Source organism: Bacillus sp. N447-1, assembly GCF_022701035.1.
In the GTDB taxonomy this organism is placed as follows: Bacteria; Bacillota; Bacilli; order Bacillales; family Bacillaceae_G; genus Bacillus_A; species Bacillus_A cereus.
In genome coordinates this window covers 2,409,434-2,423,409 of sequence record NZ_CP065509.1, presented here as the reverse complement: position 1 = coordinate 2,423,409, position 13,976 = coordinate 2,409,434, and the positions used below count along the sequence as shown (strand labels likewise).

The following is a 13,976-nucleotide window of genomic DNA, read 5'->3' as shown; positions in this document are numbered from 1 at the left end:
AACAGATGCCAAATATTGCAGTAGTAGGAAGCATTTCAATGGACTTAGTGGCTGTTTCAAAAAAACGGCCGAAAGCAGGAGAAACAGTAATTGGTGAAGCGTTTCATACAATCCCAGGAGGGAAAGGGGCAAACCAAGCAGTTGCTGCAGCTAGGTTAGGAGCAAATGTAGCAATGGTTGGAGCGGTAGGAAATGATGATTATGGAACAGTAGTTAGAAAAAATTTAGAGAACGAACGCATTTTTATCGATTATGTGGTACCGGTTACAGATAGAACGACAGGAATTGCTCATATCGTTTTAGCAGAAGAAGATAACAGTATTGTTGTCGTACAAGGGGCAAATGCTCTTGTAAATAAGTCAGTTGTAGATCGCTCCAAAGACCTTCTTGTAAAAGCGGATATGGTTGTTCTTCAACTAGAAATTCCACTTGAAACAGTAAAATATGTATTGGCTATTTGTGAGGAACATAATATTCCTGTTATGTTGAATCCAGCGCCAGCACAAGTTTTATCAGAAGAAATTTTAGAAAAAGCAACTTATATTACGCCAAATGAACATGAGTGCCGCATCGTATTAGATGATTTTACATCACCAATTGAAGATTTATTGGCGAAGTATCCAAATAAATTATTGATGACAGAAGGTTCTAACGGTGTTCGTTTCCATAATGGAACAGAGATTGTACATGTTCCTAGCATTGCTGTTGATGTAGTGGATACAACTGGAGCTGGTGATACATTTAATGGTGCGTTAGCAGTTGCACTTTCTGAAGGAGAGACACTTCAAAAAGCAATTCGTTTCGCGAATATTGCCGGTGGTCTTTCTGTAACGAAACTTGGGGCACAGGGCGGTATGCCAACGAGAGATCGAGTACGTGAAGTGCAGGTGATTGTTGGATGAAAAAGCATGGTGTATTAAACAGTGAAATCGCGGCAGTCCTTGCTTCACTTGGGCATACAGATACGGTTGTAATTGCTGATTGCGGTTTACCAATTCCTGACGGAGTAAAACGAATTGATTTAGCTGTTGAGATTGGAAAACCGAGTTTTTTAGAGGTGTTACAAGTTGTAGCTGATGATATGGCAATCGAAAAAGTGACGTTAGCAGAAGAAGTCATTATAAATAATGCGGAAGTAAATAAAGAGATCGAACAGAAATTAATAGAGCCAGCATTTGAGTATGTATCTCATGAACAATTTAAAGAGCATACAAAGAAAGCGAAGGCAATTATTCGTACAGGCGAGGCTACGCCTTATGCAAATGTAATTTTACATGCAGGCGTGATTTTTTAATAAAGGGAAGTGATGGGAATGCATATTGAAATGAAAAACATTTCAAAGGCGTTCAATGGCAATCCTGTTTTGAAGAATGCACAGTTTATGATTGAAACAGGAGAAGTCCATGCATTGATGGGGGAAAATGGAGCGGGTAAATCAACGCTCATGAAGATTTTAACAGGTGTATACAAAAAAGATGGTGGGACAATCAAGATTGATGGGCAAGAGCGCACCTTTAAAAATGCGAAAGAAGCTGAAGAGTACGGCATCGCATTTATACATCAAGAACTAAACATATTGCCGAATTTAACAGTAGCTGAAAATATGTTTCTCGGTAAAGAGTTAATGTATGGGAAAACAGGTATTTTACGCACTCGACAAATGAACGCGATTGCGCAGCAGCAACTAGCAGAGCTAGGGCTGCATGTAAGAGGCGCTATGTTAGCAGAGGAATTATCGGTTGGACAACAGCAAATTATCGAAATTGCGAAAGCATTAATGACAAACGCGAGCGTTATTATTATGGATGAACCTACTGCGGCACTGACGGATCGTGAAATCGAAACGCTCTTTACAGTAATCAATAAGTTACGTAAAGAAGGTGTTTCATTCGTGTACATTTCGCATCGTATGGAAGAGATTTTCTCAATATGTGATGCTATTACGATTTTGCGTGATGGAGAATACGTGGGAAAGAGATTAATTCCAGAAACATCATTTGATGAAGTAGTGAGTATGATGGTGGGGCGCAGCATTGGTGAACGTTACCCAGAGCGAAATAGTCAAATTGGTGATGTCATTTTTGAAATGCGTAATGGAACGAAGAAAGGGAAATTTGAAAATGTTTCGTTTCAAGTGAGGAAAGGTGAAATCCTTGGTGTAGCTGGTTTGATGGGGGCTGGTCGCACTGATATTATGAAAGCGATATTTGGTTATGAACCTTTAGACTCTGGACAAATTTTTATAAATGGACAAGAAGTAAAGATTGATAGTCCAATAGATGCAATTAGACAAAGAATTGCTTTCATTACAGAAGATAGAAAGTCTGAAGGATTAGTGTTAGATTTTTCAATTCGAGAAAATTTAGCTTTACCGAATTTAGAAAATCTTTCAAAGGGAAGTGTTCTAAGCAATGAGCTAGAACAACAGTTTACAGAGGATATGATGAAGCTTCTTAATGTGAAAGCATCTAGCGGGGAGCAGGCAGTGAAATCTCTTTCTGGTGGAAATCAGCAAAAGATTGTAATCGCAAAATGGCTAGGCATTCATCCACAATTACTCATTTTAGATGAGCCAACAAGAGGTGTTGATGTTGGAGCGAAAAAAGAAATTTACTCTATTATGAATAAGCTTACAGAGCAAGGCGATGCCGTTATTATGGTATCATCTGAGCTTCCGGAAGTTTTAGGGATGAGTGATCGAGTTCTTGTTATTCATGAAGGAAAAGTCGGCGGAATTTTAGGGAAAGATGAGGCATCACAAGAGTCTATTATGGCACTAGCTACAGGGGGAGAGTAAGGATGGCTAAGAAGGGGAATGTATTACAACAACTCGGTTCTTTAATCGGTTTAGTATTAATTATCGTCGTAATTACAGCTTTAAATCCAGCGTTCATTGAAATTCCAAATTTATTTAATATACTGCGTCAAGTATCGATTAATGCGCTTATTGCATTTGGAATGACCTTCGTAATTTTAACAGGGGGTATTGACTTATCGGTAGGTTCTATTTTAGCATTATCAAGTGCACTTGTTGCTGGAATGATGGCAAGTGGCATGGATCCGTTCCTTGCAATGGCAGTTGGACTATTAGCAGGTCTTGTAATGGGAATTGTAAACGGTATCATCATTGCGAAAGGAAAAGTAGCTCCATTTATTGCAACTTTAGCAACAATGACTATTTTTCGTGGGTTGACGCTTGTTTATATGGACGGACGTCCGATCACTGGTCTTGGTGATCATTTAATGTTCCAAATGTTTGGCCGCGGTTATTTTCTTGGTATTCCGGTACCAGCTGTTACAATGATGATCGCTTTCGCAGTACTGTACTTCATTTTGAAGAAAACGACATTTGGTCGCCGTACATTTGCAATTGGTGGAAATGAAGAAGCAGCAGCACTATCAGGTATTAATGTTACGAGAATTAACGTAATGATTTACGGTCTTTCCGGAATTTTGGCAGCGCTTGCAGGTATTGTCTTAACATCACGATTAGATTCTGCACAGCCGACTGCAGGTACTTCTTATGAATTAGATGCAATTGCAGCAGTTGTATTAGGTGGAACAAGTCTTTCTGGGGGAAGAGGATGGATTGTTGGTACATTCATCGGTGTACTTATTATCGGTGTACTAAATAACGGTTTAAATTTATTAGGTGTATCTTCTTTCTTCCAACAAGTTGTAAAAGGACTTGTAATCTTATTAGCTGTATTAATTGATCGTAGAAAAGAAGCGTAATGGAGGGACAGTTCATGAAGAAATGGTTACTTATACTCGTTGCATGTATTATGGTCATTACTGCTGGTTGTTCAATGGAACCGCCAGAATGGGCAAAGGATTCTAGCGATAAAGGTCGAAATAAAACTATTAAAGTTGGATTCTCTGTTTCAACTTTAAATAATCCCTTCTTTGTAACTTTGAAAAAGGGGGCAGAAAAGAAAGCGAAAGATAGTGGCATCGAATTGATTGCTGTTGATGCGCAAAATGATGCAGCAAAGCAAACGAACGATGTTGAAGATTTAATTCAAAAGGGTGTCGATGTAGTTGTTATTAATCCGACTGATTCAGATGCTGTTGCTTCAGCAGTAAGTGCAGCAAACGCAGCAAATGTTCCTGTTATTACAGTAGACCGCGTTGCGAATTCAGGTAAGGTTGTTTCTCACATTGCATCTAATAATATCGAAGGTGGTCAAATGGCTAGTGATTACATTCGTGAATTAGTCGGCGAAGGAGCAAACGTTGCTGAGTTAGAAGGAATCCCTGGATCGTCTGCTGCTCGTGAACGTGGGAAAGGATTCCATAACGTAGCCGATAAGTCTTTAAAAGTAGTTGCCAAACAAGCGGCTGATTTTGATAGAGCGAAAGGATTATCTGTTATGGAAAACATTTTGCAAGCAAATAGCGATATTAAAGCCGTGTTTGCTCATAACGACGAGATGGCATTAGGTGCACTTGAAGCATTGAAGTCTGCTGGAAAAACAGATGTAGTAGTTGTTGGATTTGATGCAACAGAAGATGCTGTGAAAGCGGTTAACGATGGGCGTATGGCTGCAACAGTCGCTCAAAAACCAGAATTAATCGGAGAGAAGGCGATGCAAACAGCAAAAGAGATAACACAAGGTAAAAAAGTGGACAAATCTATTCCGATTGAATTAGAGCTTATTAAGAAAAATAAATAAATATAAAATGAAAATTAGGAAGGAAGAACAACAAATGAAATTCTTTATTGATACAGCAAACATTAACGAAATTAAAGAGGCAAATGAATTAGGCGTATTAGCTGGAGTAACGACAAATCCATCACTTGTAGCAAAAGAAGGCGTAGATTTCCACGAGCGCATTCGTGAAATTTGCAACGTTGTAGAAGGACCTGTAAGTGCAGAAGTAATTAGCTTAGAAGCTGATAAAATGATTGAAGAAGGAAAAGAATTAGCGAAGATTGCTCCAAACGTTGTTGTAAAAGTTCCAATGACAACAGAAGGTTTAAAAGCAGTAAAAGCGTTCTCTGATTTAGGAATTCGTACAAACGTTACATTAGTATTCTCAGCAGTTCAAGCATTACTTGCTGCTCGTGCTGGTGCAACGTACGTTTCACCATTCTTAGGTCGTTTAGATGATATCGGTCATAACGGTATGGATTTAATTCGTCAAATCGCAGAAATCTTTGCAATTCATGGTATCGAAACAGAAATCATCGCAGCATCTGTACGTCACAGCGTTCACGTAACTGACGCAGCATTAAACGGTGCACATATTGCAACAATCCCAGCAAACGTAATTGCTTCATTAGTGAAGCACCCATTAACAGATCAAGGAATTGAGAAATTCTTAGCTGATTGGGAAAAAACACAAGAGAAATAATAGAAAAGCAAGAATCCTAGTTTAATTGACTAGGATTCTTTTTTATTTAAAAGAATTTTCATGCAATTTTGCATATTGTCTTTTAAATTTGTTATATAAGATATTTAATATATATCACATAACTCTTTATTTTTAATATTTCGACATAAAGTGAAACTTTAATCAGTGGGGGCTTTGTTCATCCCCCCACTGATTATTAATTGAACCAAGAGATAAAAAGATAGAGGGTCTGACCAGAAAACTGGAGGGCATGATTCTATAACAAAAAGCTTAATGTTTATAGAATTATGTCTTTTTATATAGGGAGGGTAGTAAACAGAGATTTGGACAAAAATGCACCGATTTATCTGAATTTTAAGTTTTATAAAGGGGAGAAATGGAATGAGAAGAAAAGCACCATTTAAAGTGTTGTCATCATTAGCAATTGCGGCAATTATCGGATGTACATCTGTAATGAGTGCTCCGTTAGCATATGCAGAAACGGTAGCAAAAGAGAAAGATAGTGTATCTACAACACCAATTGATTACAATTTAATTCAAGAAGATCGTTTAGCGGAAGCTCTGAAAGAAAGAGGAACAATTAATCCAGCATCTTCTAAAGAAGAGACGAAAAAAGCTGTTGAGCAATATATTGAAAAGAAACAAGGAGATCAGGCGAATAAAGAAATTCTTCCAGATGCTCACTCACAAGAAACATCTGATTTCACAAAAAAAGTAAAAGAGAAAAAGATGGAAGAAAAGGAAAATGTAAAAAAGGCTGAAAAAAATGTTAGCCTTGAGCAAAAGCCAGAACCAAATAAAAAGCAATTGAATGGGCAAGTTCCAACTTCAAAAGCAAAGCAAGCTCCATATAAGGGACCTGTTCGATCGGATAAAGTATTAGTGTTACTCGTTGAATTTAGTGATTATAAACATAATAATATTGATCAAACACCAGGTTATATGTATTCGGAAGACTTTAGTAGAGAACATTATCAAAAGATGTTGTTCGGTAATGAGCCGTATACTTTATTTGATGGTTCAAAAGTAAAAACGTTTAAACAATACTATGAAGAGCAGTCTGGTGGTAGTTATACGACAGATGGATATGTAACGGAGTGGCTAACTGTTCCAGGAAAAGCATCTGATTATGGAGCTGATGGTAGCAGTGGTCACGATAATAAAGGTCCAAAGGGTGCACGTGATTTAGTGAAAGAAGCTTTGCATGCAGCTGCTGAGAAAGGACTAGATTTATCTCAGTTTGATCAATTTGATAGATATGATACAAACGGGGACGGGAATCAAAATGAACCTGACGGTGTAATTGATCATTTAATGGTAATCCATGCTGGTGTTGGGCAAGAAGCTGGTGGCGGTAAATTAGGTGATGATGCGATCTGGTCACATCGTTCAAAATTAGCAGTAGATCCAGTAGCGATTGAAGGTACGAAATCAAAGGTAGATTACTTTGGTGGTAAAGTAGCAGCACATGATTACACAATTGAACCAGAAGATGGAGCTGTAGGTGTGTTTGCACATGAATTTGGACATGATCTTGGATTACCAGATGAATATGACACGAAATATACTGGAAATGGTTCACCAGTCGAAGCTTGGTCATTAATGAGTGGAGGTAGTTGGACAGGGAAAATCGCAGGAACAGAGCCGACTAGTTTTTCACCACAAAATAAAGACTTCTTACAAAAGAATATGGGTGGTAACTGGGCAAAAATATTAGAAGTAGATTACGATAAAATTAAGAGTGGTGTGGGAGTTCCTACCTATATTGATCAAAGTGTTACGAAATCAAATCGTCCAGGCGTTGTACGTGTTAACTTACCAGGTAAAAGTGTTGAAACGATTAAACCGGAGTTTGGAAAGCATGCATATTATAGTACAAGAGGCGATGATATGCATACAACGTTAGAGACACCATTCTTTGATTTAACAAAGGGAACAAATGCAAAATTCGATTATAAAGCAAATTATGAGTTAGAAGCAGAGTGCGATTTCGTCGAAGTACATGTAGTAACAGAAGATGGAACGAAAACATTAATTGATAGACTTGGGGAAAAAGTAGTCCAAGGAGATAAAGATACAACAGATGGGAAATGGATTGATAAATCATATGATTTAAGTCAATTTAAAGGCAAAAAAGTGAAACTACAATTCGACTATATTACAGATCCGGCTGTAACATATAAAGGTTTTGCGATAGACAATGTAAATGTAACTGTTGATGGACAAGTTGTATTTTTTGATGATGCAGAAGGACAGTCTAAAATGAATTTAAATGGTTTTGTTGTTTCTGATGGGACAGAGAAGAAAGCTCATTATTACTACTTAGAGTGGAGAAATTATGCGGGATCAGATAATGGTTTAAAAGCAGGAAAAGGTCCAGTGTATAATACAGGTCTTGTCGTTTGGTATGCAGATGATAGTTTCAAAGATAACTGGGTTGGGGTGCATCCAGGTGAAGGATTCCTTGGTGTTGTAGATTCTCATCCAGAAGCGCTAGTTGGTAATTTAAACGGAAAACCAGCATACGGTAATACAGGCATGCAAATTGCAGATGCAGCATTTTCATTTGATAAAACACCAGCATGGAGTGTAAATTCATTAACACGTGGTCAGTTTAACTATTCTGGATTACAAGGTGTTACAACTTTTGATGATTCAAAAGTATATAGTAACAAGCAAATTGCAGACGCAGGAAGAAAAGTTCCAAACCTTGGACTTAAATTCCAAGTTGTTGGACAGGCAGAAGATAAATCGGCAGGCGCTGTTTGGATTAAACGTTAATAACATAAAAGCACATTCTTCATATGAAGAGTGTGCTTTTTAATTTGTACAGTAAGTTATTATTTTAGTTTATCCCGCATTAACGGTCAGTAAGATCCCCACCTCAAAATTCAGTGGAAGTAAAGAAGTTAGTTGGGAGATCAACTGCCCGTAAAAGCCCGATTGGTTCAACTAATAATCAGTGGGGAGGAACAAAACCCCCACTGATTAAAGTTTCACTTTATGTAATACAAGTGTTTATTCATGTGTACTGTATCAAATTATGTGGGGAAAGGAAATATTTCCGAGGAAATTGTCGAAGTATCGTCAGTATTTATAAACTTTCTGTTTAAAAGAAGAGATGTATTATTGCCTTTACGGCTCAATTTATTTACATTGTTATTTGGTTATACACAAAAGTAATATATTGGGCAAAAAGAGTTCTATTCGATAGGGCTCTTTGGTTTTGTATTTGATATACAAATATTAACCTCGATTGTTTGGAAATGTATCTTCTTGTTTAGCGTCAGTTGGACTTTAACTGCAGTTTTTGTTTTTCGTTTATATGAAGAGCGAGATGAGCCATTACCTTTTATATTTAAATTAATTGGCATTATTCCAACGCTTCCATTGTATTATGGATTATATAAATATGCATTTTAAAAAAGACAACGATGGATTATCCCATCATTGTCTTTTTTACTTTGCTTCTTACATAAATCATCCCAGCAAATGTTAATAAAAATGCTGTCCCGATAATGAAGCTGATGCTAGGTGATGCTCCGATTGCGCCGACTGTAAAGGAGCCAGCAACAACTCCTAATGAGAAGAAGGCATAAAATAATCCGAATGCCTTTCCGCGATTATCGTCTGTAGTATTTTCAACAAGTAAAGCGTTAATAGACGGAAAGAGGATTGCGAATCCAATTCCATAAATCATCATTACGATAAAGAGCATACCTTTTGTAGCAAATAATCCGAGTAAAGATAATGCGAATGCCATAACTGCAATTCCGATTAGCATTAGTTTCGAACGATTAAATCGATCATAAATACGATTTGTTGGAAGCAAGAAGAAGAGGATAGCAGTTATACCAAATACACTTAACATCATGCCTGTTGTAGATGCTTTAAGCGCTAATGCCTCAACTTTTACTGGTAACATATAAGTGACAATTCCTTGTGAAAACATTAATGTGAAAGCACCAATATATGCTTGTAATAACGGTTCTGATTTTAAAAGTTCAACCATATCTTCTTTGTTCATCATTTGTGTTCTTGATGTATCTTTTCTTGATACGTTATTTGGTAAGAAGAATAGAGATACGATCGTACCAAGAGCCATTAAAATAGAAATAGTAATGAAGACCCACTCTACGCCAGCTGTTGCTTTCATAATACCGCTGAAAGCAGGTCCTACGATTGCGGCTGTTCCAACAGCAGCACCAGATAGAGCCATTGCTTTTCCTTGTCTTTTTGCATTTGTTTGTTTTGATAAAAATGTAAAGGCAGCAGGAATTAAAAAGCCATCACTAAATCCATGCATAAAGCGCACAACTAATAGTTGTTCACCACTTTGAACAACGGTGTATAACAAGACTATGAAACTCGTAATTCCCATGCTTATATAAAGGATTTTTTTTGCACCAAATTTATCGACAGCGGCTCCAGCAATAATATTACCGATCATATTAGCGAATGAGTACATACCGACAACTAGCCCGATAATAAGAGGAGTTCCTCCAAGGCTTTGAGCGAAAGTACTCATAATAGGTAATTGTGAAAATGTATCTAAAAATGCCACGATAACGATAAAGTAAATAAAATATTTCAAGCGATATTCACCTCTCCTATGCTATTATGGCACAATGCTAATTTCACCTGCAATGAAATTGAATTAACAGATGTGGAAAAAAGTACAAAGTGACAAAATATTGAACGTTATTTGTAAAAAATTAGTGGGGATGTGATTGTTTTTTTGAAATATATGGATAGAAGTATTATAATAGAATTGTAAACTTCACCAGGTTAAGTATATACATAGAGAGGGATGTATAAAATGAAAGCACTACTTTGGCATAATCAACGTGATGTACGAGTAGAAGAAGTACCAGAACCAACAGTAAAACCAGGAACAGTGAAAATCAAAGTTAAATGGTGTGGTATTTGTGGGACAGACTTGCATGAATATTTAGCAGGGCCTATTTTTATTCCAACAGAAGAACATCCATTAACACATGTGAAAGCACCTGTTATTTTAGGTCATGAGTTTAGTGGTGAGGTAATAGAGATTGGTGAAGGAGTTACATCTCATAAAGTGGGAGACCGCGTTGTTGTAGAGCCAATTTATTCTTGTGGTAAATGTGAAGCTTGTAAACATGGACATTACAATGTTTGTGAACAACTTGTTTTCCACGGTCTTGGCGGAGAAGGCGGCGGTTTCTCTGAATATACAGTAGTACCAGAAGATATGGTTCATCACATTCCAGATGAAATGACGTATGAACAAGGTGCGCTTGTAGAACCAGCAGCAGTAGCAGTTCATGCAGTACGTCAAAGTAAATTAAAAGAAGGGGAAGCTGTAGCTGTATTTGGTTGCGGTCCAATTGGACTTCTTGTTATCCAAGCAGCTAAAGCAGCAGGAGCAACTCCTGTTATTGCAGTTGAACTTTCTAAAGAACGTCAAGAGTTAGCGAAATTAGCAGGTGCGGATTATGTATTAAATCCAGCAACTCAAGATGTGTTAGCTGAAATTCGTAACTTAACAAATGGTTTAGGTGTAAATGTTAGCTTTGAAGTAACAGGTGTTGAAGTTGTACTACGCCAAGCGATTGAAAGTACAAGCTTCGAAGGACAAACTGTAATTGTTAGTGTATGGGAAAAAGACGCAACAATTACTCCAAATAACTTAGTATTAAAAGAAAAAGAAGTTATTGGTATTTTAGGATACCGTCACATCTTCCCAGCTGTTATTAAATTGATTAGCTCCGGTCAAATTCAAGCAGAGAAATTAATTACGAAAAAAATTACAGTGGATCAAGTTGTTGAAGAAGGATTTGAAGCACTTGTAAAAGATAAAACACAAGTGAAAATTCTTGTTTCACCTAAATAAGATAGAATCGAAAAAAGTAGCCCTTTTCTAGAAATAGAAGAGGGCTACTTTTTTTCTATACTGAAAGGTGATAGACTTTCCTTTGACTCAATGTATTTTTGTTTGGAAGGGAGAATCTAATGCTTTCATTTTTGTTAACTTTAAAGCGAATGTTAAGAGCCTGTTTACGAGCGTGGAAAGATAAAGAATTTCAAGTATTATTTGTATTAACAATTTTGACTTTAATATCGGGTACGATTTTTTATAGTACAGTTGAAGGATTACGTCCTATTGACGCTTTATATTTTAGTGTGGTCACGTTGACGACTGTCGGTGATGGGAATTTTAGTCCGCAAACTGATTTCGGAAAGATATTTACAATCTTATACATATTTATTGGGATTGGACTAGTGTTTGGATTTATTCATAAGTTAGCAGTTAATGTACAATTGCCAAGTATATTATCGAATAGAAAAAAAGAGTAAAGCATTCAGATGCTTTACTTTTTTTTTACATTAGTTTAGACAAGCCTTAATAATAGTTTATTAAAATGAAAGTGTATTCATTCATTATATTCACTGTGTATAAAGTTATAATAATATGAACATTTGCATATTTTAATTTATTGATAGAAATTTCATGAAAGGTGGGATATTCTAGTCATAGGTTAACCGGACGACATCATAGGATCCTAACAAAATGTTTACAATAATTCAATTATAAAATGGAGGATTTTATATGAAAAAGAAAGTACTTGCTTTAGCGGCAGCTATTACATTAGTTGCTCCATTACAAAGTGTTGCATTTGCTCATGAAAATGATGGGGGACAGAGATTTGGAGTTATTCCGCGCTGGTCTGCTGAAGATAAACATAAAGAAGGCGTGAATTCTCATTTATGGATTGTAAACCGTGCAATTGATATTATGTCTCGTAATACAACACTTGTAAAACAAGATCGAGTTGCACTATTAAATGAATGGCGTACGGAGTTAGAGAACGGTATTTATGCTGCTGACTATGAAAATCCTTATTATGATAATAGCACATTTGCTTCACATTTCTATGACCCTGACAATGGGAAAACTTATATTCCGTATGCAAAGCAAGCAAAGGAAACAGGAGCTAAATATTTTAAATTAGCTGGTGAGTCTTATAAAAATAAAGATATGAAACAAGCGTTCTTCTATTTAGGATTATCTCTTCATTATTTAGGGGATGTAAACCAACCGATGCATGCGGCAAACTTTACGAATCTATCGTATCCACAAGGATTCCATTCTAAATATGAAAACTTTGTAGATACGATAAAAGATAATTATAAAGTAACGGATGGAAATGGATATTGGAACTGGAAAGGTACGAATCCAGAAGATTGGATTCATGGAGCGGCAGTAGTTGCGAAACAAGATTACGCTGGCATTGTAAATGATAATACGAAAGATTGGTTCGTGAGAGCTGCTGTATCACAAGAATATGCAGATAAATGGCGCGCTGAAGTTACACCAATGACAGGTAAGCGTTTAATGGATGCACAACGTGTTACTGCTGGATATATTCAGCTTTGGTTTGATACGTACGGAAATCGTTAAGTATTTAAAAAAGGTCAAATCTCAGAATAGAGTATTTGGCCTTTTTATCACTATATAATACATGGAGGTATGAAACGTGAAAGGTAAATTGCTAAAAGGTGTACTTAGCTTAGGTGTTGGTTTAGGAGCTTTATATAGCGGAACGTCAGCTCAAGCAGAAGTGTCTACAAATCAAAATGATACATTAAAAGTGATGACGCATAATGTATATATGCTATCAACAAACTTATATCCGAACTGGGGACAAACTGAGCGTGCTGATTTAATCGGGGCGGCAGATTATATAAAGAATCAAGATGTAGTTATATTAAATGAAGTGTTTGATAATAGCGCTTCAGATCGTTTATTAGGGAATTTGAAGAAAGAATATCCAAATCAAACAGCAGTATTAGGTCGTAGTAGTGGAAGTGAATGGGATAAAACGTTAGGAAACTATTCATCTTCAACTCCTGAAGATGGTGGCGTTGCGATTGTGAGCAAATGGCCAATCGCTGAAAAGATTCAATATGTATTTGCAAAAGGATGCGGGCCAGATAATTTATCGAATAAAGGATTTGTATACACGAAAATTAAGAAAAATGATCGTTTCGTTCACGTGATTGGGACGCATTTGCAGGCTGAAGATAGTATGTGCGGAAAAACTTCACCAGCATCTGTACGTACGAGCCAATTAAAAGAAATTCAAGATTTTATTAAAAATAAAAATATACCAAATAATGAGTATGTGTTAATTGGTGGTGATATGAACGTAAATAAGATAAATGCAGAGAACAATAATGATTCAGAGTATGCATCTATGTTTAAAACATTGAACGCTTCTGTACCATCTTATACTGGACATACAGCGACTTGGGATGCAACGACAAACAGTATTGCAAAATATAATTTCCCTGATAGTCCTGCCGAATATTTAGATTATATTATTGCAAGCAAAGACCATGCGAACCCATCGTATATAGAGAATAAGGTGTTACAGCCGAAATCTCCACAATGGACTGTTACATCATGGTTCCAAAAATATACGTATAATGATTACTCTGATCATTATCCAGTAGAGGCGACTATTTCTATGAAGTAGTTTCAAAAAGTTTCTTCGTAAAGAAGAAACTTTTTTTATTTGCAAACAGGAAAATCATACTTTCTTTCCAATATGTATAAGACATATTGAAAAGAGGAG

Annotated in this window: 12 protein-coding genes and 1 pseudogene; 12 read left to right on the top strand and 1 reads right to left on the bottom strand. The window is 36.5% G+C overall.

Annotated elements, in window-relative coordinates:
- Nucleotides 1–5 precede the first annotated feature (5 nt).
- The 8 genes and pseudogenes from rbsK to IQ781_RS12250 form a co-directional block, all read left to right on the top strand.
- Nucleotides 6–902, top strand: coding sequence for a ribokinase (rbsK, locus tag IQ781_RS12285; protein WP_001132865.1), 897 nt, complete (start codon nt 6–8; stop codon nt 900–902).
- Nucleotides 899–1,294, top strand: coding sequence for a D-ribose pyranase (gene rbsD / locus IQ781_RS12280; protein ID WP_000716151.1), 396 nt, complete (start codon nt 899–901; stop codon nt 1,292–1,294). Before rbsK ends, rbsD begins: the two co-directional genes overlap by 4 nt.
- 18 nt (nt 1,295–1,312) lie before the next feature.
- Entirely contained in the window at nt 1,313–2,797 is a 1,485-nt protein-coding gene (rbsA, locus tag IQ781_RS12275; RefSeq protein ID WP_000546778.1) for a ribose ABC transporter ATP-binding protein RbsA, read from the top strand.
- A 2-nt stretch (nt 2,798–2,799) separates the two neighbouring features.
- Nucleotides 2,800–3,735, top strand: a complete 936-nt coding sequence (locus IQ781_RS12270; RefSeq protein ID WP_139847071.1) for an ABC transporter permease subunit — start codon at nt 2,800–2,802, stop codon at nt 3,733–3,735.
- 14 nt (nt 3,736–3,749) lie between these two features.
- Nucleotides 3,750–4,676: a ribose ABC transporter substrate-binding protein RbsB gene (rbsB, locus tag IQ781_RS12265; RefSeq protein ID WP_000758976.1), complete on the top strand. Its 927-nt coding sequence runs from the start codon at nt 3,750–3,752 to the stop codon at nt 4,674–4,676.
- A 34-nt stretch (nt 4,677–4,710) separates the two neighbouring features.
- On the top strand, nt 4,711–5,358 hold the full coding sequence (gene fsa / locus IQ781_RS12260; RefSeq protein ID WP_000667670.1) for a fructose-6-phosphate aldolase: 648 nt from the start codon (nt 4,711–4,713) through the stop codon (nt 5,356–5,358).
- A 381-nt stretch (nt 5,359–5,739) separates the two neighbouring features.
- Nucleotides 5,740–8,139: a M6 family metalloprotease immune inhibitor InhA2 gene (gene inhA2, locus IQ781_RS12255; RefSeq protein WP_139847070.1), complete on the top strand. Its 2,400-nt coding sequence runs from the start codon at nt 5,740–5,742 to the stop codon at nt 8,137–8,139.
- 429 nt (nt 8,140–8,568) lie between these two features.
- Nucleotides 8,569–8,781 (top strand): annotated as a pseudogene (locus IQ781_RS12250) (hypothetical protein); the annotation flags it as partial.
- Nucleotides 8,782–8,797: 16 nt separating this feature from the next.
- Here the strand turns inward: IQ781_RS12250 and IQ781_RS12245 are convergent.
- On the bottom strand, nt 8,798–9,952 hold the full coding sequence (locus IQ781_RS12245; protein WP_000873271.1) for an MFS transporter: 1,155 nt from the start codon (nt 9,950–9,952) through the stop codon (nt 8,798–8,800).
- Between the two features lie 225 nt (nt 9,953–10,177).
- Here IQ781_RS12245 and bdhA point away from each other — a divergent pair, with 225 nt between their 5' ends.
- The 4 genes from bdhA to sph all read left to right on the top strand — a co-directional run bounded on the left by bdhA (nt 10,178) and on the right by sph (nt 13,877).
- A complete protein-coding gene (gene bdhA, locus IQ781_RS12240) occupies nt 10,178–11,230 on the top strand; it encodes a (R,R)-butanediol dehydrogenase (protein WP_000645827.1) in 1,053 nt (350 codons plus the stop codon).
- A gap of 119 nt (nt 11,231–11,349) precedes the next feature.
- A complete protein-coding gene (locus tag IQ781_RS12235) occupies nt 11,350–11,694 on the top strand; it encodes a potassium channel family protein (protein WP_000948210.1) in 345 nt (114 codons plus the stop codon).
- Between the two features lie 253 nt (nt 11,695–11,947).
- Nucleotides 11,948–12,799 carry a phospholipase CerA gene (gene cerA / locus IQ781_RS12230; RefSeq protein ID WP_000730997.1) on the top strand — a complete coding sequence of 284 codons (852 nt, stop codon included), beginning with the start codon at nt 11,948–11,950 and terminating at the stop codon, nt 12,797–12,799.
- A gap of 76 nt (nt 12,800–12,875) precedes the next feature.
- Nucleotides 12,876–13,877, top strand: coding sequence for a sphingomyelinase C (gene sph / locus IQ781_RS12225; protein ID WP_139847069.1), 1,002 nt, complete (start codon nt 12,876–12,878; stop codon nt 13,875–13,877).
- Nucleotides 13,878–13,976: the final 99 nt, after the last annotated feature.

What these genes read in the sequence shown, in the direction of transcription:
- rbsK (WP_001132865.1), top strand. Translation starts at nt 6, where the DNA reads ATGCCAAATATTGCAGTAGTAGGAAGCATTTCAATGGACTTAGTGGCT.
- rbsD (WP_000716151.1), top strand. Translation starts at nt 899, where the DNA reads ATGAAAAAGCATGGTGTATTAAACAGTGAAATCGCGGCAGTCCTTGCT.
- rbsA (WP_000546778.1), top strand. Translation starts at nt 1,313, where the DNA reads ATGCATATTGAAATGAAAAACATTTCAAAGGCGTTCAATGGCAATCCT.
- IQ781_RS12270 (WP_139847071.1), top strand. Translation starts at nt 2,800, where the DNA reads ATGGCTAAGAAGGGGAATGTATTACAACAACTCGGTTCTTTAATCGGT.
- rbsB (WP_000758976.1), top strand. Translation starts at nt 3,750, where the DNA reads ATGAAGAAATGGTTACTTATACTCGTTGCATGTATTATGGTCATTACT.
- fsa (WP_000667670.1), top strand. Translation starts at nt 4,711, where the DNA reads ATGAAATTCTTTATTGATACAGCAAACATTAACGAAATTAAAGAGGCA.
- inhA2 (WP_139847070.1), top strand. Translation starts at nt 5,740, where the DNA reads ATGAGAAGAAAAGCACCATTTAAAGTGTTGTCATCATTAGCAATTGCG.
- bdhA (WP_000645827.1), top strand. Translation starts at nt 10,178, where the DNA reads ATGAAAGCACTACTTTGGCATAATCAACGTGATGTACGAGTAGAAGAA.
- IQ781_RS12235 (WP_000948210.1), top strand. Translation starts at nt 11,350, where the DNA reads ATGCTTTCATTTTTGTTAACTTTAAAGCGAATGTTAAGAGCCTGTTTA.
- cerA (WP_000730997.1), top strand. Translation starts at nt 11,948, where the DNA reads ATGAAAAAGAAAGTACTTGCTTTAGCGGCAGCTATTACATTAGTTGCT.